This window comes from Neisseria sp. P0008.S002 (assembly GCF_051962805.1).
Classification (GTDB): domain Bacteria; phylum Pseudomonadota; class Gammaproteobacteria; order Burkholderiales; family Neisseriaceae; genus Neisseria; species Neisseria perflava.
Genome location: NZ_JBQCUY010000002.1, coordinates 95,158 through 118,730, shown reverse-complemented (window position 1 = coordinate 118,730; position 23,573 = coordinate 95,158). Strand labels below are relative to the sequence as shown.

Genomic DNA, 23,573 nt, shown 5'->3' with positions numbered 1-23,573 from the left:
AAGGCCGTCTGAAACGTTCAGACGGCCTTTTTTGAGAAAATTCAAAGCAAAACCATGATTGATTTACACTGCCATTCGACCGTTTCAGACGGCATGCTCTCCCCAACCGAAGTCGTCCGACTCGCCCGTCAAAACGGTTGCACCCTGCTCGCTCTGACCGACCACGACCACACCGGCGGACTGGCCGAAGCTCGCGCCGAAGCCGATACCCTCGGCCTCCCCTTCGTCAACGGCGTGGAAATATCCGTCACTTGGCGCGGCCGCACCATCCACGTTGTCGGTTTGGACTTTGACGAACACAACGAAACCCTGCAAAACCTGCTTGCCGAAGTCCGTAAAGGCCGTCTGAAACGATTGGAAGCCATCGCGGCAAAACTGGAGAAAAAAGGCATAACAGGCGCGTATGAAGGCGCGCTGGCATTGGCCGCCAACAAAGAAATGGCCAGCCGCACCCACATTGCCGAATTCCTCATCCGCGAAGGCCATGTTAAAAACAAACAGCAGGCATTTACCAAATATCTGGGCGACGGTAAATCCTGTTCCGTCAGACATGAATGGGCCACACTGGAAGACTGCGTAGCCGCGATTACAGGCGCGGGCGGCATGGCCATTATCGCCCACCCAATGCGCTATGAATTATCCGCCACCGCCAAACGAAACCTGTTCCAAGAATTTAAAAATCTCGGCGGCGCAGGGATTGAAGTGCACAGCGGCAACTGCTGTAAAAACGACCGCCTCAACTATGCCCTGCTTGCCGACCGCTTCGACTTTCTCGCCAGTGCAGGCAGCGACTTCCACCGCCCCAACGACTTCAGCGGCGGCATACTCGGCGCCTGCCCCGACTTACCCGAACAATGCCACCCGGTCTGGGAACACTTTAAGGCCGTCTGAATTTTTGACAGCAATTTTTCAGACGGCCCGCCAAGTATGAGACAGTTATAAACATATCACACTCTACATATTGAAACTGCCTGCCCGATACACCATAATAACCCCATAAATACCCCAAAAATAAAGGTTAACGCCATGTGCCAACTGCTCGGCATGAATTGCAACACTCCCACAGACATCATGTTCTCTTTTGAAGGCTTCCGCCGCCGTGGCGGCATTACCGACCACCACGCTGACGGCTTCGGTATCGGCTTTTTTGAAGGCAAAGGCGTACGCTTGTTTCACGACGACAAGCCCAGCGCCAACTCTCCCGTTGCCGACTTGGTGCGCGCCTATCAGATCAAGTCTGAAAACGTTATCGCCCATATCCGCAAGGCCTCGCAAGGCCAGACCTCGTTGGCGAACACTCATCCCTTCATGCGCGAGATGTGGGGCGAATATTGGCTGTTTGCACACAACGGCCATTTGATTGATTTTTTCCCCGAGCAGGGAGAGTACTACCACGCGGTCGGCACGACCGATTCCGAACGCGCGTTCTGCTTTATCCTCAACCGCCTGCGCAGCCGCTTTGCCACCAAACCCGAACCTGAAGTTTTGTTTGACGCCATTGCCGGCCTGACTCATGAAATCCGCCGCTTCGGTTTGTTCAACTTCGTCATGTCCAACGGCGACTGCCTGTTTGCCCACGCCAGTACCTTACTGCACTACATCGTGCGCAAAGCCCCGTTTGGCAAAGCGCGTTTGCTGGACGATGATGTGATGGTCGATTTTTCAGAAGTGACCACACCGAACGATAAAGTTTCCGTCATCGCCACCCTGCCCCTGACGCGAGATGAAACCTGGTCGCAATTGGCAGTCAATGAATTGGTGATGTTTCAAGACGGCGACATTGTCCTCAGCGACCGCCCCGACAATCCGGTTTACATGAGCGCGGAAGAAGGTTTGGAAATCGCCCGTGCCGTCGGCGTATCGGTTTGACGTTTGATTGGCTGAAAAACTCAAGGCCGTCTGAAAGGCTCAACTTCGCCAAAGTTGCCCTTTCAGACGGCCTTTTTATACATAAATTCTACGCAAAAGCCTTTACTATACGAAAATAACGCAATCCGCTACAATAATAGTTCACAAACAATAAATTCAATTGCTTAGCGACCTTGCCGAGCGTATGACAAGGAAACCCGATGAAGTGCCCGTTTTGCCAACACCCCAACACACAAGTAACCGACTCGCGATGGCTGGAAGACACCAACAGCATCCGTCGCCGTCGCAAATGCTTGGAATGCGGACAACGCTTCAGCACTTTTGAAACCGTTGAAATGCGGATGCCGCAAGTCATCAAATCCAACGGCACACGGGTTCCCTTCAATGCGCACAAACTGCAGACCAGCCTTGAGCGCGCGCTGCACAAACGTCCTGTCACACAAGAACAAATCGATGAAACCGTTGCCCTGATCGAGCAGCGCCTCTACCGTTTGGGCAAAAAAGAAGTCGCTTCGCACATCGTTGGCGAAATGGCGATGGAGGAACTGGCAAAAATCGACCAAGTTGCTTATGTCCGCTTCGCGTCCGTCTATAAAAGCTTTAAAGACGTTTCCGAATTCACCCAAGTCATCGCCGAATGCAAAGCCAAATAAGGCCGTCTGAAACCATGTTTTCCGCACTTGATACCCAAATGATGCAAACCGCCCTCGAGCTGGCCAAGCTTGGGCGGTTTTCTACTTCCCCCAATCCCCGCGTCGGTTGCGTAATTGCACACGGCGCACAAATCGTCGGACAAGGTTTCCACGTCAAAGCAGGCGAGCCGCACGCTGAAGTTCATGCGTTGAGGCAGGCCGGAGCGGCGGCCAAAGGCGCAACGGCCTATGTCACGCTGGAACCTTGCAGCCATTACGGCCGCACACCGCCATGCGCCGAAGCGCTGGTTCATTCCGGTGTAACGCGCGTGGTTGCCGCCATGACCGACCCTAACCCGTTGGTCTCAGGCAAAGGCTTATCCATGCTGGAAGCCGCCGGAATCCGTACCGAAAGCGGTTTGCTGGAAGCTCAGGCGCGCGAACTCAACCGCGGTTTCCTGTCGCGTATCGAACGCGGCAGACCGTTTGTCCGTCTCAAGTGCGCCGCCAGTTTGGACGGCAAAACCGCCCTTTCAGACGGCCGCAGCTTTTGGATTACCGGCGAAGCAGCACGCGAAGACGTACAAATTCTCCGTGCCGAAAGTTGCGCCGTTTTGACCGGTATCGGTACCGTACTTGCCGACAACCCGAAACTCAACGTTCGCAGCTTCCCCACCCTGCGCCAACCTGCGCGTATCGTCTTGGACAGCCGACTGCAAATCCCTTTGGACTGCCACCTCGTGACCGATACCGACAGCCCGACCGTTATCGTTACCCTTTCCTCAGACGAACAACGTTTGCAGGCGCTGGGTAAATTTGAACATATCCGCATCATCAGGCCGTCTGAGCACATCAACGGCCGCATCAATCTTCTTTCACTCATGCCGCAACTGGCAGAACTTGGCTTTGGCGAAGTTCTGGTAGAAGCCGGCTCAACACTTGCTTCAGCCTTCCTGAAGGATGACTTGGTGGATGAAATCGTCCTCTACCAAGCACCGAAACTGTTAGGCGCAGGCAAACCTCTTTTCTCCCTCCCTGAAAATCCGGCCGCCCTACTTTCAGACGGCCCTTGGCAAAGTCAATCGGTAGAAATCATCGGGCAGGACATTAAATGGGTTCTCCGAAAAAAAATCCGTCTAATTGCCTCAACTTAATAATTAAACCATTGTAAATAGAATATATCTATCATTTATATAGCAATAAATGTAATTTTTTCGTCAATATATTATAATGACTTTAGCGTATTCCAATTTAAAACTTTGACTTAAGTTAACTATCCTCAAGCCGATTGTCGACAAATTTTCCTTTTTTTCATCACGAAATAATGGATTATTAAGATAAGTTAAGCCACGAAAATTTATTAAAAGTTTTTATTCTAGAAGGGTTTTAAACGGCATAAACGGTAGTTTCATTTCATGAATCATACATTTGACAAAACAATATCTAAAATCAAAACATGTGGTTGAATGTAATTTCTAAAAATTAAGCATTCAAAAATACCGTTTCCATACCATAGAGGCCGCCTGAACGACCGTTAAACTTTTTTGATTGAGACGAATCAGATAAGTGCTTATGATTTTGTCTAATGTAATTATAAGTATGGTTTTAAGGCTTCACACGATACGGCAGCCGGCTATGGCTATGCGGTTGCAGCAAACAACTCAGGCATCGGGCAAACACTCCCGATTTACTCATTCATTACACGAAAGACATCATGAAAAACATTACGATACAAAAATTTGCCGATAAGACCGCAAAAATCGGCATCGTTGGCTTAGGCTACGTCGGTTTACCACTGATGTTGCGCTATGTGGATATCGGTTACCAAGTTTTGGGTTTCGACATTGACACCAACAAAGTCGACAAGCTCAACAAAGGCGAAAGCTACATCGAGCATATCCCTTCCGACAAAATTGCCGCTGCTTCCAACAGCCTGTTTGAAGCAACGACAGACTTCTCCCGCATCGGCGAAGTAGAAGCCGTCATTTTGTGCGTACCGACTCCGCTGAACAAATACCGCGAGCCGGACATGAGCTTTGTGATCGACACTACCGATGCGGTAAAACCTTACCTGCGCGCCGGCCAAGTGCTGTCTTTGGAATCCACTACCTACCCCGGTACTACCGAAGAAGAATTGCTGCCGCGCATGGAAGAAGGCGGCTTGAAAGTCGGTCAAGACGTGTTCTTGGTTTACTCTCCTGAGCGTGAAGACCCGGGTAACCCTAACTTTGAAACCCGTACCATTCCAAAAGTCATCGGCGGCCATACCCCTGCTTGTTTGGAAGTCGGCCTGGCGCTGTACCAACCTGCCATCGATAAAGTTGTTCCAGTAAGCTCCACCAAAGCGGCAGAGCTGACCAAACTTTTGGAAAACATCCACCGCGCCGTAAACATCGGCTTGGTGAACGAGATGAAAATCGTTGCCGACAAAATGGGCATCGACATTCACGAAGTCATCAATGCCGCTGCAACCAAACCGTTCGGCTTCGTTGCTTATTACCCAGGCCCTGGCTTGGGCGGCCATTGTATCCCTATCGACCCGTTCTACCTGACTTGGAAAGCACGCGAATACGGCGTAAACACCCGTTTCATCGAATTGGCAGGTGAAGTGAACTCCCACATGCCCGACTACGTTATCGAAAAAGTCGGCCTGGCTTTGAATGATCACAACCGTTCTATCAAAGACAGCAAAATCTTGGTATTGGGTATCGCCTACAAGAAAAACGTGGACGATATGCGCGAAAGCCCGTCCGTGGAAGTTATGGACCGCCTGCACAAACTGGGCGCAGTGGTTTCCTACTCCGACCCGCACGTTCCGGAGTTCCCGCACATCCCCGGCCACCACTACTTCGACCTGAAGAGCGAAGCGCTGACCCCTGAAACTGTCGCCCAATACGATTGCGTGGTTCTAACCACCGATCACGACAAATTCGACTATGACATGATTACCGAACATGCCAAGCTGATTGTCGATACACGCGGCAAATTCCCAGTGAAAAATCCTAAAGTCATCAAAGCATAATCTTGATTCAGACGCATCCGGCTGCCTCCGGTTTCCCCGACCGGGACGGCGGCCGGTTTCCCAAGGCCATTTGTTTTTTTCAGACGGCCTTGGCAAACCGGCAACGGTAACAACGCATCTCTTACGAAAAACGCTCAGCTCGAACTTCTGGCCGTCTGAAAACAAATAATATGAACGCGAAAAAAATCCTCGGCTACGCATTGGGCCCGGTAGGAAGCGCCGCTTTCGGCCTACTTTCCCTGCCGCTCATCTCATGGTACTTCCCTGCGGAAGACATCGGCCGTATCGTACTCTTGCAGACCATTGCCGGATTGAGCATCCTGTTGCTGGGCTTGGGGCTGGACCAATCCTATATTCGCGACTATTACGCCGTTAAAGACAAGGCCGCGCTGTTCAAATCCGTTTTTTTATCGCCATTGATTCTGACGGTGGCGGTTGTGGTTTTAGTGTTACTGATAAACGCATCATGGCCGTCTGAAATCATTTTTGACATCCCCAGTGCAAATTTGGGGATTCTCTTTCTGATTTTCTTAGCCACCACGCTGATTATCCGTTTTTTAGCCCTGATTTTACGGATGAAAGAGCAGGCATTGGCTTTTTCTGTTAGCCAGCTTGCGCCGAAATTTTTGATTTTGGTGTTGGTTTTTGCCGTAATCGCTTCCGGCCTGCCCGCCAATACCACTTCGCTGGTTTTTGCCTACACCGCCGCCCAAGTGCTGACCGTTGTACTGTTGATATATCAGCTGCGCCAAGACTTGCAAGCCGTTTCCCATGCAAAATGGTCGTCCGATCTGCATCGGGACGGCCTACGCTACGGCCTGCCGCTGGCATTCGGCAACTTGGCCTATTGGGGGCTGACTTCGATTGACCGTTTTGTCCTCAAAAACATCTCAGGCTTGGACGAGTTGGGTATTTATTCAATGGCGGTCAGCTTTGGTGCCGTCGCCTTGATTTTCCAAAGCGTGTTCTCCACCATTTGGGCGCCTTTGGTGTTCAAATGGGTAGAAGAAAAAACCAATCTGGACAAAATCGGCGACATCACGCTTTCCATGACCGTCCTCATCAGCGCAATGATTTGCCTCATCGGAATTTTCTCGCCGATGGCGACCTGGATACTGCCGGAAAAATACACGCAGGTTCAATTTATCCTGCTCTCGTGTATGCTCTTCCCCCTGTTTTACACGCTGACCGAAGTCAGCGGCATCGGTTTGAACGTCGTCCGCTCGACTTGGCTGATTACTGTCATCAACATCGTTGCCTTTATCGTCAATACCGCCCTGCTCTATCTATTGGTACCGAAATTTGGTGCAAAAGGTGCAGCTATGGCCAGCGCAACGGCTTTTTGGCTGTTTTTCATCTTTAAAACCGAATTCTCTTCACGCCTGTGGCAGCCTTTGCCGCGCCTGAAGATTTATACCAACTCAACGCTCTGCCTGATAATCTGCCTTGCCTACACTTGGCTGGGTACGCGCGACAACTACATTTGGTTCGCGCTGGCATGGGCAGTCGGACTGGGTTTCCTGTTCCTAAAATACAAACACGCACTATTTGCCGCGACCGAAAAAATCAAAGCCAAATTAAACCGTTCGGCAAAATAGCCAACCTGAGATTCACGTCTCTACGATAACAACAGAACGACTATGAAAATAAAACGTCTGAACTTATACACTTACATTCTATACATCATGCTCGCAGCCTATATGCTGGGGCCCGCGCTGTCCTTTAAGGTCGGCGTACCGCGTATTGACAACCCGCTGACCCTGATATTTGTACTGCTTGGTTTTGTCGTATTTTTTCTGGAAAGCAAGCATATTCCGCGCAAGATTTTTGCCATGCTCTGCGCCCTGACCGCCATGTGCATCTGGCCCGCCATCCACATGGGCATTACGTCGCTGACGCCGACGCAGTACATGGATATTTTGTTTTTTATGGCGGTTCCGGCTTTCTTCTACTTGTTTTACCAAGTATTGAAGCGCGCCGACGACCCTTTGGGGACGATTCAGAAGTTCCTCATCGTATTTACGCTGTTTATCGCCGTACCGCCGTTTGCAGAACTGGCCACCGGTATTCAGTTTGTGAGTGCCAGCGATGAGTTGGCTATTGACGAAGGCTCGCTCAAAGGCTTGTTCTTTAACCCGAACAACCTCGCCGCCACCGCGGTCTGCCTTGCGCCTGCCATTTTGTTTTTCTTCCAACTCCAAGGGCGGAAACACAAAGAAAAACTACTTGGCTGGGGCTTGTTCCTGCTGTTGGGCATGGCCATTTTCGCCAGCGTATCGCGTACCGCCATCGGCTGCTACCTGTTGATTTTGTTGGTTTATACGGCCTATCGCAGAAACGGTTTTATTACGGTCGGCGTTGCTGGTTTGCTGGCATTGGTATTGTCGATGATTCCGTCACGCGCGATTGCGGAATTTTTGCTCTCACTCAACGGCAACCAGTTCTTAGAACGCTTTTCCAGCCGCGTGTACCTTTTCCTGTACGACTTGGGCAGCGACAACTCCGTGTCCTACCGTCAGGAGATTTACAACTACTTCTGGAACAATCCGCCCCTGCTGCTGACCGGCTACGGTCCTAAAAACTTCCGCGAATATTTCGGCGGCCATTTGAGCGGCAGCTTGGGCTTTGAAAACCCACACAGCTTCATCATCGAGCTGTATTTGGGTTTCGGCATGATTTCCTTGCTCGGCTTTATTGCTTTTGTGGCGTGTTATTTCCTCTACACCGCCTCAAACCGAGCAGTAACCGGCAAATCGCGCGTTTTGGCTTGGGTTGCCTTGGGCATTTTCCTGCTGGCCGGTTTTATTCCGTCCACCATTTTGCGTATGCCGTTTATCTGGCTGCCCTGCCTGCTGATTTTTATTTACAGCGTATTTGTTGCGCCCAAGCTGAAAGATATGGCCGCTTACGCATACAACGAAACACTATACGATACGAAGAAACCATCATGAAAATCATCCTGACTACCTCCATGTCCGGCCTCGGTGGCACTGAAAACGCCACTTTCCGCCTCGGCCGCCTGCTCAAACAACGCGGACACGATATCGTATTGGCCTCTTCAGACGGCCCTTTGATTCAGGAAGCGCAAGCATTGGGCATCCGTTGGCAGCCGATCGATTTTTACCAAGGCGGATTATTGGGTTACGTCAAAGGCATGTTCGCCTATATGAAACTGCTGAAAAAAGAGAAACCCGATGTGATTCACTGCCAAATGGCGCGTATCGTTCCGGCCTGCGCCATTGCGGCCAAGTTCGCTTCACCGAAAACCAAAGTGTTCTACCACGCGCGCGGCCTTGATCCGGAAACTTATCCGAAAATTGCCAAGCTTTTCGACAAGCTGGGCGTGTACATTATCGGCAACTGCAAACACGAACGCGAAAAACTCATCCGTTACGGTTTCCCTGCCAACCGCATTACCTACACTTACAACGCCCTGCACAAAGCAGATTTCGTTCCTGAAAAAACGGTCAAAGACTATGTCCAACTGGGCACACTTTCCCGTTTGGATACCGTCCGCGCCGTGCATTTAATGCTGGACATTTTGAAGAAAATGGTTGACCGCGGCATGCCTGTACGCCTTAACGTTGCAGGCATCGGCGAAGAAATGGACAACCTCAAAGCCCAAGCCAAACGTTTGGGCATTGAAGACCAAGTTACCTTCCTCGGCGGCGTCCGCGATTTGACCGGCTACTTCAAAGAAGTCGATATTTTGGTGAACACGCCGCATTGCGTGGGCGACCACGGCGCAGGTGTCGGCAACAATATTTTGGAAGCCGGCCTTTACGACACACCTGTCGTGACCTACAACATGGCGGGTATTTCGGAAATGGTCATCACCGGCCAAACCGGCTACTGCATTCCTTTCGGCGATGACGAAGCGTTTATCGAAGCCGTCGATACACTCATCAAGCATCCTGAGTTGCGCGGTCAAATGGGCAAAGCCCTGCACAAACACGTTGAGACCTTATGCTCCGACGATGAAATCTACCGCACCACCATGGCTGCGTACGAAATGTAAGGCCGTCTGAAACATGAACATTACCATCGTCGCCCCTTATTGCTCGCTACCGTCCGAGCCGCATTTCAACCGCTTCTGGTATCTTGCCGAGCTGTTGTCGCAGTCGCATGACGTGTTGCTGATTACCAGCAACTTCAAGCACTACGACAAATCTTTCAGACGGCCCGAAGATGCCGAGGCTGCCTCACAAGGCCGTCTGAAAGTCATACTGTTGGAAGAAAGCGGATACAGCAAAAACGTGTCTTTGGGACGCGTGACCAGCCATCACCGCTTCGTCAAACATTTTGAACAATGGTTGGAAAACTGCCGTCCGGGCGAACAAGACGTCGTCTTTTCCGCCTATCCGCTGATTGCCACCAACCTGCTGTTGGGCAAACACAAAGCGCGTTTGGGTTACAAACTGATTGTCGATGTGCAGGATGTATGGCCGGAGTCTTTCTCCTCGGTCATACCGTTTTTGAAAAAAGTACCGCACAACCTGCTGCCCTTTGCTTCACGCGCCAACCAAGCCTACCGCTACGCCGACGCACTGGTTGCCGTATCGCAGACTTATCTCGACCGCGCCAAAGAAGCCAATCCGAACGTACCTGGCGAAGTCGTTTATATCGGCGCGGATTTTCCCAAACTCGATGCCGCGCCTGCCAAAGATTTTGGCGACGACAAAACCCGCTTTTTCTACTTGGGCACGCTCAGTTACAGCTATGACGTGGAAACTGTGTGCAAAGGCGTTCGCAAGCTGTTGGATGCCGGCGAAAACGTCGAATTGCACATCATGGGTGGCGGCCCCGATTTTGACAGGCTCAAACAATATGCCTGCGACGGCATCAAGTTTTACGGCTACATTCCTTACGCCGAAATGATGTCGGTCGCCAAAGGCTGCGACATTTCCGTCAACGCCATCCACTCTTACGCCATGCAGTCGATTACCAACAAACTGTCCGACTATATGGCTTTGCAAAAACCGATTCTGAACAGCCAGGTCAACGACGAAGTTGCCGAAGTCCTTACCCTGCTGCCGCATGCGAACTATCGTTCCGGTGATGTGGACGGTTTCGTTCAAGCCGCCAAAGATATTTTGAAGCGCAAAAACGATCCTGTTCAGTCCGAAGAAATCGTCCGCCGCTTCAAACGCGACGTTGCCTATCAAAAAATCGTCAACCTGATTGAAAGATTAGCTCATGAATAAATTTTTCAAACGCCTGTTTGACATTATTGCCTCTGCTTCAGGGCTGATTATCCTGTCGCCTGTGTTTTTGATTTTGGTGTACCTCATCCGCAAAAACTTAGGCTCGCCTGTGTTCTTCATCCAAGAGCGACCGGGCAAGGATGGCAAACCGTTTAAAATGATTAAATTCCGCTCCATGCGCGATGCAATCGATAAAGACGGCAACCCTCTACCGGACAGCGAACGCCTGACCGATTTCGGCAAAAAATTACGCGCCACCAGTTTGGACGAACTTCCTGAATTATGGAATGTCTTAAAAGGCGAGATGAGTCTAGTTGGACCTCGTCCGCTGCTGATGCACTACCTGCCGTTGTACAACGACTTCCAAAACCGCCGCCACGAAATGAAACCGGGCGTGACCGGTTGGGCGCAAGTCAATGGCCGCAACGCCATTTCATGGGATGAAAAATTCGCCCACGATGTTTGGTACATCGACAACTTCAGCTTTTGGCTGGATATCAAAATTTTGTTCCTGACGGTTAAAAAAGTCTTCGTCAAAGAAGGCATCTCAGCCGAAGGAGAAGCCACCATGCCTTATTTCACGGGTAATAAAACTGATGAAAAAAAATAACATACTGATTCTGTCGGCAGGTCGCCGTGTCGAATTGGTGCAGGACTTCCAAACCGAAGCCGCACGTTTTTCAGACGGCATCGGCGTTTTTGCTACTGACCTCAACCCCCACATGTCTTCTGCCTGCCATGTTGCCGACCGCGCTTTCAGCGTGCCGCGCATCGATGCAGCCGAATACATTGACAGCATTTTCGAGCTGGCCAAACAACACGACATCGGTCTGATTGTGCCAACCATCGATACCGAGCTGCTCAAACTGGCCGAAGCACGTGACCGTTTTGAAGCTGAAGGAATACATATTGTCATTTCGGATGCAAAACTGATTACCCTGTGCCGCGACAAGCGCCTGACCGCAGGCCTGTTTGCACAATACGGCATCCGTTCGCCTGAAATTTACGAACGGGACCGCCTGGTTTTCCCATGTTTTGCCAAGCCTTATGACGGCAGCCGCGCCATCGGTGCGAAAAAAATCAACACACCGGCTGATTTGACTGTCGACATTACCGAAGACCCGAAAATGATGTTCGCCCAATACATCGATATTGAGAATACTTTCTCCGAGTTTACCGTCGATATGTATTACGACCGTCAAGGCCGTCTGAAATGCGCCATTCCTCGCGAACGTTTGGAAGTGCGCACCGGTGAAGTCAGCAAAGGCGCAACCCGACGCAATGCCCTGTATAAAGAGCTGGTTGAAAAAATGGCCGTATTGGAAGGCGCACGCGGCTGCATTACCGCGCAATTCTTCGTCAGCAAAACCGACAGCACGACCTACGGCGTGGAAATCAACCCGCGTTTCGGCGGCGGTTTCCCACTGACTTACGCAGCAGGCGGCAACTATCCGGGCTGGCTGATTCAAGAATACATCGGCGGCCAAGATGTCCCTTTCTCCGACGACTGGGAAAACAATTTAATCATGCTTCGTTACGATGCTAAGGTTTTGGTAAGAGAACATGATTAAGCCGGAAGAATCTGTCATCGTCTTCGATCTTGACGATACGCTTTACTCTGAGTACGACTACAAATGCTCCGGAATACAGGCAGTTGTAGGGACAATTACGTCGCTTTACCCGCAATACGATGCCGACGTACTAAATGAAATTGCAGACAATAAAAGTAAAGACTGGCTCGACAATTTGTGTCATCATTGCAAATTAAACGAACTAGAGAAACAATCACTTTTGTGGCAATATCGACTACATAGGCCTGTTATCCGACCTTATGTCGAACCGTCTTTTTTACGGAAGCTGATGCGCCCTTTTGCCGCACGCGCCCTGATTACAGACGGTCGCAGTCTGACACAGCGTTTGAAAATACAGGCCTTGGGTTTGACCGATTTGTTTGACGACATTTTGATTTCGGAAGCCATGCAATCGGAAAAACCCGACGATAAGCGTTTTGTCTTCCTGCAAAACAAATATCCGGCTACAAAACGTTTCATCTACATCGGCGACAACATCAAAAAAGATTTTGTCGCACCCAACAAACTGGGTTGGCTCTCCATAGGCATTATGCCTAAGCCGCACAATATTCATCAAGCCGAGCCCGAGCAATACGGTCGTGAATACCAGCCCACCCTTTGGATAAACACCCTGGAAGAACTGACTACACTGACAACTTCCGCCACCGAAAAAGCAAATGCATAAGGGACATTTCTCCATGAAAATCTTATTTATGGGTCGTAAACAGGTTTCCGCCAACCTGCTTCGTTTTTTGACCAAACATGACCATATCGAAATCATCGGTGTCTTGACCGACAGCCATCTGCAAGGCTCGCCGACTACGGCCGCCGCGCAGGAATTGGGCTTGCCCCTGTACACCTTCGATACGGCTTTGGAAGCAATGCGAGAAGGCCGTCTGAAATACGATTTGGGCTTGTCCGTCCTTTACTGGCGCAAGCTGCGTGATGAATTCCTGAGCATTCCGACTTTAGGCACGATCAACTTCCACCCTGCGCTGTTGCCCGAATACAAAGGCACGGGCGGCTACAACCTGGCCATCATGGACGAGCTGAACGAATGGGGCAATACTGCCCACTACGTCGACGCTTCCATCGATACCGGTGAAATTATCGAAGTGGACCGTTTCCCTATCGACGCCGAAACAGAAACCGCCCAATCGCTCGAACGCAAAACCATGCAGGCATTGGAAGATTTCGCACGACGCATCATCACCCGCGCCATCGAGTCGAAAACCAAATTGCCAACCACGCCAAACATTGGTGGCCGCTACGTCAGCCGCGACGAGATGGAAGCCATGAAGCAAATCCACGACGGCGACAATATCGAGAAGAAAATCCGCGCCTTCTGGTTCCCTCCTTACGACGGCGCATACGTCGAAATCAACGGTCAGAAATACACCCTGATCAATCGCCAACTGCTGGAAGAAATCGCCCCCAAAGGCTCAACCAGTCTTTTCGCAGGAAAAACAAATGCTTAATACATCACTCTCCCCATGGCCAAGCTTTACTCAAGAAGAAGCCGATGCCGTTTCCAAAGTCCTGCTGTCCAACAAAGTCAACTACTGGACAGGTACGGAATGTCGCGAATTTGAAAAAGAATTTGCTGCTTTTGTCGGCACTCAATACGCCGTCGCCCTTTCCAACGGTACATTGGCTTTGGACGTAGCCCTCAAAGCAATGGGTATCGGCCAAGGCGATGATGTGATTGTCACTTCGCGTACTTTCTTGGCTTCCGCATCCTGCATCGTGACCGCCGGCGCAAATCCGGTGTTTGCCGATGTCGATTTGAACAGCCAAAACATCAGCGCCGAAACCATCAAAGCCGCTTTGACGCCAAACACAAAAGCCATCATCGTGGTTCACCTTGCCGGCATGCCTGCCGAAATGGACGACATCATGGCTTTGGCAAAAGAACATAACTTGTGGGTTATCGAAGACTGCGCCCAAGCGCACGGTGCGAAATACAAAGGCAAATCCGTCGGCTCTATCGGCCATGTCGGCGCATGGTCGTTCTGCCAAGACAAAATCATGACCACCGGCGGCGAAGGCGGCATGGTAACCACCAACGACAAAGAGCTATGGAGCAAAATGTGGTCGTACAAAGACCACGGCAAAAGCTACGATGCCGTGTACAACCGCGAACACGCACCCGGTTTCCGCTGGCTGCACGAAAGCTTCGGTACCAACTGGCGCATGTTGGAAATGCAGGCGGTCATCGGCCGCATCCAGCTCAAACGTATGCCCGAATGGACGGCGCGCCGCCAAGAAAACGCCGCCAAACTGGCTGAAAGCTTGGGCAAATTTGCCAGCATCCGTTTAGTCGAAGTGGCCGATTACATCGAACACGCGCAATACAAGTTCTACGTTTTCGTCAAACCCGAACACCTGAAAGATGGCTGGACGCGCGACCGCATCGTCAATGAACTGAACGCGCGCAAAGTCCCATGCTATCAAGGCAGCTGCTCCGAAGTGTATTTGGAAAAAGCCTTCGACAACACGCCTTGGCGTCCGAAAGAGCGTTTGAAAAACGCTGTCGAGTTGAGCGACACCAGCCTGATGTTCTTGGTGCACCCAACCCTGACCGATGAAGAAATTGCGTTCTGCAAAGAAAACATCGAAGCCGTATTGACTGAAGCCACGGCATAATCATTTTCAGACGGCCTGCAACTTCAGGCCGTCTGAAAAAAATAAAACAGCCTGCTTCAAACAATCCGTACCAAGCCACATTACAACACTCAGACACAAGAAATATAAAATGAACTTGGAAACCCTGCTGGCTCTGCCGCGCAACCTTAAAAAAACCTTCTTCGTCATCCACGATATCTTGATGATATTCGTGGCGTTTTGGTTTGCCCAAAGCCTCAAAGTGCAATATTCCGACGAATGGTTGAGTATCGCCAACTGGCTGGCTTTCGGCAGCACCGCGTTGCTGACCATCATCCTTTTCATCCGTATCGGCCTCTACCGCGCCGTTACGCGCTTCGTCAGCATCCGCGTCCTGACCGCCGCCGCATTCGGCAGCATTATTTCGGCGGTCTTGTTCTGCCTGAGCACCCTGGTTTTTGAGCAAAAACTGCACCTTGCCCTGCCCATCGTCTATTTCTTGGTCTTGGTGGTCGGCGTGACCAGCTCGCGCATGATCCTGCGCGCGATTCTGACCGATCATCACCGCAAACAGATGACACCCGTCATCATCTACGGTGCAGGCCAATCCGGCCGACAATTGCTGGAAGCCATCAAACAGGTTAACGAATACTCGGCCATTGCCTTTGTCGATGACAACCCAAAAATCCAACGCACCGTCATCTATGACCTTGCCGTCTACAACCCCAACGAAATCCCGATGCTGATCAGCCGCTACGGCGTCCGCAAAATTCTGCTGGCGATTCCAAGTTCTACGCCGGAAGAACGCAAAGACATCATCCGCCGCCTCGAAGCATACAAATGCGAAGTCCTGACCATTCCGGGCATGAAGGATTTGGTGGACGGCAAAATCAACGTCAGCTCATTGAAAAAAATCTCTGTGGTCGATTTGCTCGGCCGCGCCCCTGTGGCACCTCGCCCTGAATTGATGAGCGCCGACATCAGCGACAAAGTCGTGATAGTAACCGGCGCAGGCGGCTCTATCGGCTCCGAACTTTGCCGTCAAATTCTCAATTGCCGGCCGACCAAACTGCTGTTGTTTGAATTGTCTGAATTTGCCCTATACAGCATAGACAAAGAATTGCGCGAAACCCAAACAGCGCAAGGCAGCCAAGTCGAAGTCGTACCGCTTTTAGGCTCGGTTCAAAACAAAGAACGCCTTAGCAGCATCATGAAGGCCTATCACGTCGACACCGTCTACCATGCCGCAGCCTATAAACACGTCCCTATGGTTGAGTTCAACACCATAGAAGGCATTCAAAACAACGTGTTCGGCACACTCTGCTGCGCACAGGCTGCCGTAGATGCAGGCGTTTCCACCTTTGTTTTGATTTCCACCGACAAAGCCGTCCGACCGACCAATACCATGGGCGCCAGCAAACGCATGGCCGAACTCTGCCTGCAAGCCCTTGCCGCCGAGCCGGAACAAAAAACACGCTTCTGCATGGTGCGTTTCGGCAATGTATTGGGTTCGTCCGGTTCCGTTGTTCCTGTATTTGAAAAACAAATTGCCGAAGGCGGCCCGATTACCCTGACTCACCAAGACATTACCCGCTACTTCATGACCATTCCCGAAGCGGCGCAATTGGTTATCCAAGCCGGCGCAATGGGTAAAGGCGGCGACGTATTCGTCCTCGACATGGGTGAATCCGTCAAAATCATCGACCTTGCCCGTCAAATGATTGTCCTCAGCGGCCTCAAAGTGAAAGACGAACAACACCCCCACGGCGACATCGAAATCAAGATTACCGGCCTGCGCCCGGGCGAGAAACTTTATGAAGAACTGCTCATCGGCGACGAGGTGCAAAAAACCACTCATCCCCGTATTATGACCGCCAGTGAAGTAATGCTTCCATGGACGCAATTATCTGACATACTGTCGGAACTCGAAACCGCTTGTTTCCAAAGCGACCAAAACAGCCTGCGCCAGCTTCTGTTGCGCGCACCGACAGGCTTCGTACCTAAAGACGGTATCTGCGACTTGGTTTGGCAACAAAACAACAAGGCCGTCTGAACATTTTCAGACGGCCCGGACACCATACTGCAAGGACTACTACATGAAAAAAACACTCTCCCTGCTTACTCTATTCGCACTGACTGCCTGCAACAGCACAACAGTCATTCCTGGTTCAACCATCAAAACCCGAACCAAAACCATTGTTTACACCGACACCGACACCGCAGCCGATACCAACCTCGACAGCCGCGTTGCCGTTTACCCCATCACGCCCAACCTGATTGAAAAAATGCGTACGCCACCCGTACTTTCCCAAGCCAACCAAGGCTTGGAGCAAAGCAAAAGCGCTTACCGCTACCGCATCGGCAGCGGCGACGTCCTCAATATCATGGTTTGGGCGCACTCCGACCTCAATTCCCCCATCCAGCAAAGCAACCCGCAAACCAACCAAGTCAGCCGCGGCGCCTGGGTGGATGAGGGCGGTTATATTACTTACCCGTTAGCAGGCAAAATTCAAGCCAAAGGCAAAACTTTGGACGAATTGCAAAATACCCTGACCAACCTTCTGAAACGCTACATCAAAAATCCTCAAGTAGCCATCAACGTTACCGAATTCCGTTCGCAACGCATTTCAGTATCCGGTGCCATCAGCCAAGCAGGTCAGCTGCCGATTACCAATATCCCGATGACCATTTTGGATGCCATCAACCAAGCAGGCGGCGTCACCCAAAGTGCCGACACCCAACACATCAAATGGACGCACAACGGCGTCGACCGCACCATTTCCCTACAAGACATGTTGCAATACGGTGATATGTCGCAAAACCACCTCCTCAGCCATGGTGACATCGTTTATGTTCCTAACAGCAGCAACAACAAAATCTACATCATGGGTGAAGTCGGCAAACAAGCCACCCTGCCGATCGGCAATCACGGCCTCAACCTGACCCAAGCGCTCGGCGAAGTGGGCGGCATGAACCAAGCCTATGCGGATGCAACCGGCGTATTCGTGATCCGCCGCGCACCTGAAGATGCGGCCAGACCTATCCACATCTACCAGCTCAACCTAAAAGATGCGACTTCTTACGCACTGGGCAGCGAATTCAAATTGCGCTCCGAAGACACCGTTTACGTTACCGCCGCCCCAGTTACCCGTTGGAACCGCGTAATGTCACAAATTACCAACTCCATCAGCAACGTCAATACCCTCGACAATACGTTTAAATAAGCAGTGGTTCCTGCTGTCAGACCCTGTTTGACAGCAGGATACAAAATCACGCACAATCCAACCAAATTACATAAACGGCATATAAAAGCCGTACACACCGCACAAACGGAAAAGCAGTACCTTATAGTCTGACTCACGCTTTTTTCAGACCATAAACCGAAACAATATCATGTACCACAACATACTCATCGTCTGCCTAGGCAACATCTGCCGCTCCCCCACCGCAGAGCGGATTATGCAGAAAAAACTACCCGGCCACCGCATCAGCAGCGCTGGCATAAAAGCACTGGCAGGTAAGGATGCCGATTTCCAAGCCATCAAAACCGCACTCAAACACGGCGTTATCGTTGCAGGCCATACGGCACGCCAACTGACTGCCCAAATGTGCGAACAGGCCGATTTGATTCTCGTCATGGAGCCCTGTCAAATTGACATGGTGGCCGACATCCATCCGCCGGCACGCAGCAAAACCATGCTGTTTGCCCAATGGTTGCCTAAAAAAACCGTACCTGACCCATACAAACAAAGCAGTGAAATGTTTGAAGCCGTTTTTGAACAGCTCAATGCTGCCGCAGACACTTGGAAAACCAAACTAAACGGAAAAACTCAACCGGTATAAAACCGGCATGAACAAGAAAGCAAGCAATGAAAAAAACGACCTACACACCTTACAGCGCAGACAACGACGAAATCGACTTCGGCCAACAGCTGCGAGTAATTTGGACAAATAAATACAAAATCCTCGCCGCCCTGCTTGCAGGCGGCATTCTTGGCGCAGCCTTCAGCCTGGCATCCACTCCGCAATACCGTGCCGATGCCATGCTGGAAATTGAAACGCGACAAAACCAAATCCTGACCGAAATCAACAGCATCTTCAACAACCAAACCACGCCGTCTGAAGCAGAAGTCGAGTTGGTTCAATCACGCTTGGTGCTGGGTAAAACCGTTGACGACCTTCAGCTTGACCAAGAAGTCAAAGCCAAATACACACCCGTTATCGGCAGCCTGATGCACAACATCAGTGGCGACCCCGATCCCAAACTGACCGTCGGCAGCTTTTCCGTACAAGACGAATGGTTCAACAAAACCTTCACACTGACCGCCAAGAGCAACAAAGCCTATACCCTTACCCTGCCTGACAAACGCGTTGTCGAAGGCAAGGTCGGCGTGCCTCTGAAAATCAACAATCAAACCACCCTCAAAATCGATCAAATCCTGGCTAATCCGGGTCAAGAATTTGCGTTAACCAAGTTCTCCCGCATCAGCGCCATCGAAAACATCCAAAACAAACTGGCTGTTATCAGCAAAGGTAAAACCAGCCCCATCATTAACCTTACCTTTACCGGCACCGACCCTAAACGTACCAGCGTCATCCTCAACAGCATTGCCGACAACTACGTTGCGCAAAACCGCGAACGCGACGTCCAAGTCGCATCCAGCGGTTTGGCCTTCATCAGCGAAGAATTGCCACGCTTGAAAGAAACCTTGCAAGACGCTGAAAACAAACTCAATGCCTACCGCCAACAATCAGGCTCTCTCGACATTCCGCTCGAGTCCAAAGGCGCATTGGAAAGCCTGACCGGCATCGAAACCCAAATTACCCTGCTCAAAACCGAAGAAGCAGGTTTGGCCGAGCTGTACACGCCGGAACACCCTTCCTATAAAGCCGTATTGGACAAACTTGCCGTCCTCGAACGCGCTAAAAACAAAATCAACCAACAAATTGCCGAGTTGCCGAACACCCAACAAGAAGTTATCCGCCTGACCCGCGACGTAGAAACCAACCAAGCAACCTACGTCCAACTGTTGAGCAAACAACAAGAACTCAACATCATGAAAGCCAGTGCACAAGGTAATGTTCGCATCGTCGATTATGCCTATGTCCCTGAAAACCCCGTTGCCCCGCGCAAAGCCGTCATCACGCTCCTGAGCGCACTTGCCGCAGGCTCATTGACCGCTTTGTGGCTGATGATTCGCAACCGCATGAAAAACGGCATTACTTCATCCGAAGAAATCGAAAACCTCAATTTGGAAGTCGTCGCTCTTGTTCCGCACTCCAAAACCCAGCAAAAACGCGACTTCTTCAAAAACAAATTCAAAAAAACCGGCGGCCGTTCCAACTATCTGCTGGCCAGCGAAGACCGCGCCGACACGGCAGTCGAAGCCATCCGCGCCCTGCGCACCAATATCTACTTCTCCATGCTGGACGCGCCTAACAACGTCCTCATGATTACCGGTGCCGCGCCTGAAGCAGGCAAATCCTTTATCTCTGCCAACCTCGCCACCGTAATGGCGCAGTCAGGCAAACGCGTTCTGCTTATCGATACCGATATGCGCAAAGGCTACCTCGACCGACTCTTCGGCCTTACCCCCGAGTTCGGCTTGTCTGACATCCTCAACGGCAAAGCAGCTCCGGCAAAAGCCGTACAAGAGACCGGCATTGAAAACCTCCACCTTATCAGCAGCGGCAGCTATCCTAGCAATCCGTCCGAGCTTTTGATGGACAACCGTTTCAACGAATTGCTCGCCCACGCGCGCCAACGCTACGATTATGTCATCTTGGACACGCCGCCCGTATTGGCCGTTACCGACGCCATCATCATCGGCCAACATGCCGGCACCGTCCTTATGATTAGCCGTTATGCGCACACGCGTGCACGAGAGCTTGAAGCCAGCGTCGAACGCCTCAAACAAAACCACATCAACATCAAAGGTGTTGTCCTCAACGGCATGAAGCGCGAAGCCAACAACAGCTACGACTACTACGCCTACGATGCCTACCATTCCGGTAACAATAAATCATAAACCGAAGCAGGCCGTCTGAACTTTCAGACGGCCTAAGGCTTTTTAAACAGCACAAAATATTTTTCACAAACGCCGCCCTTGCACCCCAAAGCCGTTTGTTTTAAAGTAAGCCCCGTTCCCATATGGAAGAGAAACATGAAAATTACCGTCATCGGCGCAGGTTCGTGGGGTACAGCTCTCGCGTTGCACTTTGCGCACCACAACAATGAAGTTGCCCTTTGGACACGCAATCCCGACCAAATCCGCACCCTGCAAGCAGATCGCGAAAACAAACGCGGCCTGCCCGGCTTCCCTTTCCCTGAGTCCCTGACCGTTCACGCCGATTTGGGCGAAGCGCTGAAAGACAGCCAACTTGCCCTGATCGTTACCTCCGTAGCCGGCCTCAGAAGCAGCGCCGAGCTGCTCAAACAGCATAACGCCGCCGATATTCCCGTTCTCGCCGCCTGCAAAGGTTTTGAACAAGATACCGGCCTTTTGACTTTCCAAGTACTGAAAGAAGTCCTACCTAACAATAAAAAAATCGGCGTTCTCTCAGGTCCGAGCTTTGCCCAAGAACTTGCAGCCCAACTGCCTTGCGCCGTCGTGTTTGCTTCCGAAAACAAAGACTGGGTGGAAGAAACTACTGCCCAACTGAACACCAACGTAATGCGCCTGTACGGCAGCACCGACGTCATCGGTGTCGCAGTGGGCGGTGCCGTTAAAAACGTCATGGCAATTGCCACCGGCCTTTCAGACGGCCTCGAATACGGCCTCAATGCACGCGCAGCCTTAGTAACACGCGGCCTTGCCGAAATCACCCGCCTTGCCATCGCCATGGGCGCACAACCCAAAACCATGATGGGCTTAGCAGGCATCGGCGACCTTATCCTGACCTGTACCGGCGCACTCTCGCGCAACCGCCGCGTCGGCCTAGGCCTCGCAGAGGGTAAAGAGTTGCATCAAGTGCTTGTCGAAATCGGCCACGTTTCCGAAGGCGTCAGCACCATTGAAGAAGTCTTCAACACCGCCGCCAAATACCAAATCGATATGCCCATCACTCAAACCCTGCTGCAACTCATCCGCAAAGAAATGACCCCGCAGCAAGTCGTTGAACGACTGATGGAACGAAGCGCGCGCTTCGAATAAACGGTCGCGCCGTCTGCCATTCAGACGGCCTGACGCACAATATGGCGGCCATCAGGCCGTCTGAAGGGAAACACATGAACCAATCACTGAACAATCTGGAAATCAACGTTTACCAACTTGTCCAAAAATTTGAAACGCTGGTTTCAGAAAACCGCCGTCTCAACGAAGAAATCGACAGACTCAAACTCGAGCAAGAGCAACAAAAACGCCAACACGACGCGGCCATTGACGAACTCAGCGAAGCCTTGCTGGTTCAAGTCGGCAAACTCAAAGAGGACCTGCAAAGCAAAATTGACAACCTGACTGCCGAAAAAGAAAACTACCGCAACGCGCTGGCCCAAAGCGCAGACCAAATCCGCAGCCTCATTACCCGATTGCCCCAAGAAACACAACAATAAAAGGATGCCCCGTGAGTATCGAACAAGTCAATCTCGACATCATGAATGTCAACTTCACCATCAACACACCGAGTGAAGAAAAAGCCACCCTTCTGCAAGCCGTTGAAATGCTCAACAAGAAAAGCGATGCGATTAAAGAAAGCGGCCGCATCGTCGGCACAGACAAAATCGTCGTCATGGCAGCCCTCAACGTCGTGCACGACCTCTTGAAAACCACCCTCAACGACGATTTGGCAATCGGTGAATTTGAGCGTAAAATAACCGACATGAACAACGCGTGCCAAAAAGCACTGGCGCGCTTGGAGCAAAACTGATTTCCCCCTTTTCCCTGCGGTGTTCGCGAAGGCATATATTCCTTTGAACCAATACGTTCGCTTTAGGTTGCCGGGAGCTGTAGTGGGCGCGAGCGTCCGTTTATTGGACGCACCCGAAACTACCCGAGGTGACCGCCTTGTCAGCAAGGTTCAAGCGGATTCAGCCTAAACGGCACTCGTGGGGATTCCCTAAAAAAAGCCATACCGACAGGTGTGGCTTTTCCCTTTCCAAGTAAAGACTTTCGTAAAGATTTCCGGCCGTCTGAAAAAACCGCATATTCATGCATCAAACACACTCAATTAAGATTGACAAAAACCAATCTCCTCTTTAAAATCCATAACTTTCTATATATATCTGGATTCCAACCATGAAAACCTTCTCTGCAAAACCCCACGAGGTGAAGCGCGAATGGTTCGTCATTGACGCAGAAGACAAAGTTCTGGGTCGTGTCGCAGCCGAAGTCGCACACCGTCTGCGCGGCAAACACAAACCCGAATACACCCCTCACGTTGATACTGGCGACTACATCATCGTCATCAACGCAGACAAACTGCGCGTGACCGGTGCTAAATTCGAAGACAAAAAATACTTCCGTCACTCTGGTTTCCCAGGTGGCATCTACGAGCGTACTTTCCGCGAAATGCAAGAGCAATTCCCAGGCCGCGCTTTGGAACAAGCCGTAAAAGGCATGTTGCCTAAAGGTCCTCTGGGCTACGCCATGATCAAAAAACTGAAAGTGTACGCTGGCGCCGAACACGGCCACGCTGCACAACAACCTAAAGTTTTGGAACTGAAATAATAAGG

General features: G+C 51.1%; 22 protein-coding genes and 1 other RNA gene. All 23 read left to right on the top strand.

What is annotated here, in order from left to right; genetic code table 11:
- Window positions 1-54: 54 nt before the first annotated feature.
- The 23 genes from ACTHSA_RS02440 (at window position 55) to rplM (ending at window position 23,568) form a co-directional block, all read left to right on the top strand.
- Complete coding sequence (locus ACTHSA_RS02440; protein ID WP_039862508.1) at window positions 55-891, top strand: PHP domain-containing protein; 837 nt, start codon at window positions 55-57, stop codon at window positions 889-891.
- Window positions 892-1,026: 135 nt separating this feature from the next.
- Window positions 1,027-1,869, top strand: a complete 843-nt coding sequence (locus ACTHSA_RS02435) for a class II glutamine amidotransferase (RefSeq protein ID WP_039862509.1) — start codon at window positions 1,027-1,029, stop codon at window positions 1,867-1,869.
- A 200-nt stretch (window positions 1,870-2,069) separates the two neighbouring features.
- Window positions 2,070-2,522 carry a transcriptional regulator NrdR gene (nrdR, locus tag ACTHSA_RS02430; RefSeq protein WP_004520863.1) on the top strand — a complete coding sequence of 151 codons (453 nt, stop codon included), beginning with the start codon at window positions 2,070-2,072 and terminating at the stop codon, window positions 2,520-2,522.
- Between the two features lie 14 nt (window positions 2,523-2,536).
- Window positions 2,537-3,655, top strand: a complete 1,119-nt coding sequence (ribD, locus tag ACTHSA_RS02425; RefSeq protein ID WP_049344287.1) for a bifunctional diaminohydroxyphosphoribosylaminopyrimidine deaminase/5-amino-6-(5-phosphoribosylamino)uracil reductase RibD — start codon at window positions 2,537-2,539, stop codon at window positions 3,653-3,655.
- A gap of 560 nt (window positions 3,656-4,215) precedes the next feature.
- On the top strand, window positions 4,216-5,523 hold the full coding sequence (locus ACTHSA_RS02420) for a nucleotide sugar dehydrogenase (RefSeq protein ID WP_004520865.1): 1,308 nt from the start codon (window positions 4,216-4,218) through the stop codon (window positions 5,521-5,523).
- A 170-nt stretch (window positions 5,524-5,693) separates the two neighbouring features.
- Complete coding sequence (locus ACTHSA_RS02415; RefSeq protein WP_070587530.1) at window positions 5,694-7,121, top strand: oligosaccharide flippase family protein; 1,428 nt, start codon at window positions 5,694-5,696, stop codon at window positions 7,119-7,121.
- Window positions 7,122-7,163: 42 nt separating this feature from the next.
- On the top strand, window positions 7,164-8,474 hold the full coding sequence (locus ACTHSA_RS02410) for an O-antigen ligase family protein (protein WP_070503964.1): 1,311 nt from the start codon (window positions 7,164-7,166) through the stop codon (window positions 8,472-8,474).
- Entirely contained in the window at window positions 8,471-9,541 is a 1,071-nt protein-coding gene (locus ACTHSA_RS02405) for a glycosyltransferase family 4 protein (protein ID WP_070503967.1), read from the top strand. Before ACTHSA_RS02410 ends, ACTHSA_RS02405 begins: the two co-directional genes overlap by 4 nt.
- A gap of 13 nt (window positions 9,542-9,554) precedes the next feature.
- Entirely contained in the window at window positions 9,555-10,727 is a 1,173-nt protein-coding gene (locus ACTHSA_RS02400; protein WP_070503970.1) for a glycosyltransferase, read from the top strand.
- A complete protein-coding gene (locus ACTHSA_RS02395; protein ID WP_004520870.1) occupies window positions 10,720-11,337 on the top strand; it encodes a sugar transferase in 618 nt (205 codons plus the stop codon). The genes ACTHSA_RS02400 and ACTHSA_RS02395 overlap by 8 nt, the downstream gene beginning before the upstream one ends.
- Window positions 11,324-12,298 (top strand): ATP-grasp domain-containing protein, encoded by a 975-nt coding sequence (locus tag ACTHSA_RS02390; protein ID WP_004520871.1) that lies wholly within the window; start codon window positions 11,324-11,326, stop codon window positions 12,296-12,298. The genes ACTHSA_RS02395 and ACTHSA_RS02390 overlap by 14 nt, the downstream gene beginning before the upstream one ends.
- Window positions 12,291-12,983 carry an HAD family hydrolase gene (locus ACTHSA_RS02385; RefSeq protein WP_004520872.1) on the top strand — a complete coding sequence of 231 codons (693 nt, stop codon included), beginning with the start codon at window positions 12,291-12,293 and terminating at the stop codon, window positions 12,981-12,983. The genes ACTHSA_RS02390 and ACTHSA_RS02385 overlap by 8 nt, the downstream gene beginning before the upstream one ends.
- 13 nt (window positions 12,984-12,996) lie before the next feature.
- Window positions 12,997-13,776 (top strand): methionyl-tRNA formyltransferase, encoded by a 780-nt coding sequence (locus ACTHSA_RS02380; RefSeq protein ID WP_440367595.1) that lies wholly within the window; start codon window positions 12,997-12,999, stop codon window positions 13,774-13,776.
- On the top strand, window positions 13,769-14,944 hold the full coding sequence (locus tag ACTHSA_RS02375; RefSeq protein WP_004520874.1) for a DegT/DnrJ/EryC1/StrS family aminotransferase: 1,176 nt from the start codon (window positions 13,769-13,771) through the stop codon (window positions 14,942-14,944). Before ACTHSA_RS02380 ends, ACTHSA_RS02375 begins: the two co-directional genes overlap by 8 nt.
- A gap of 109 nt (window positions 14,945-15,053) precedes the next feature.
- Entirely contained in the window at window positions 15,054-16,955 is a 1,902-nt protein-coding gene (locus ACTHSA_RS02370) for a polysaccharide biosynthesis protein (protein ID WP_070625193.1), read from the top strand.
- A 43-nt stretch (window positions 16,956-16,998) separates the two neighbouring features.
- Window positions 16,999-18,126 (top strand): polysaccharide export protein, encoded by a 1,128-nt coding sequence (locus tag ACTHSA_RS02365; protein ID WP_004520876.1) that lies wholly within the window; start codon window positions 16,999-17,001, stop codon window positions 18,124-18,126.
- Between the two features lie 169 nt (window positions 18,127-18,295).
- Entirely contained in the window at window positions 18,296-18,745 is a 450-nt protein-coding gene (locus tag ACTHSA_RS02360; RefSeq protein ID WP_004520878.1) for a low molecular weight protein-tyrosine-phosphatase, read from the top strand.
- Window positions 18,746-18,771: 26 nt separating this feature from the next.
- Window positions 18,772-20,931 (top strand): polysaccharide biosynthesis tyrosine autokinase, encoded by a 2,160-nt coding sequence (locus ACTHSA_RS02355; protein WP_004520879.1) that lies wholly within the window; start codon window positions 18,772-18,774, stop codon window positions 20,929-20,931.
- A gap of 135 nt (window positions 20,932-21,066) precedes the next feature.
- Window positions 21,067-22,056 (top strand): NAD(P)H-dependent glycerol-3-phosphate dehydrogenase, encoded by a 990-nt coding sequence (locus ACTHSA_RS02350; RefSeq protein WP_004520880.1) that lies wholly within the window; start codon window positions 21,067-21,069, stop codon window positions 22,054-22,056.
- 74 nt (window positions 22,057-22,130) lie between these two features.
- Entirely contained in the window at window positions 22,131-22,454 is a 324-nt protein-coding gene (locus tag ACTHSA_RS02345; protein WP_039862529.1) for a hypothetical protein, read from the top strand.
- A gap of 11 nt (window positions 22,455-22,465) precedes the next feature.
- Window positions 22,466-22,768 carry a cell division protein ZapA gene (locus tag ACTHSA_RS02340; protein WP_003681511.1) on the top strand — a complete coding sequence of 101 codons (303 nt, stop codon included), beginning with the start codon at window positions 22,466-22,468 and terminating at the stop codon, window positions 22,766-22,768.
- 8 nt (window positions 22,769-22,776) lie between these two features.
- Window positions 22,777-22,957, top strand: a non-coding RNA gene (gene ssrS / locus ACTHSA_RS02335) — 6S RNA.
- 179 nt (window positions 22,958-23,136) lie between these two features.
- Window positions 23,137-23,568, top strand: coding sequence for a 50S ribosomal protein L13 (gene rplM / locus ACTHSA_RS02330; RefSeq protein ID WP_003684605.1), 432 nt, complete (start codon window positions 23,137-23,139; stop codon window positions 23,566-23,568).
- Window positions 23,569-23,573: the final 5 nt, after the last annotated feature.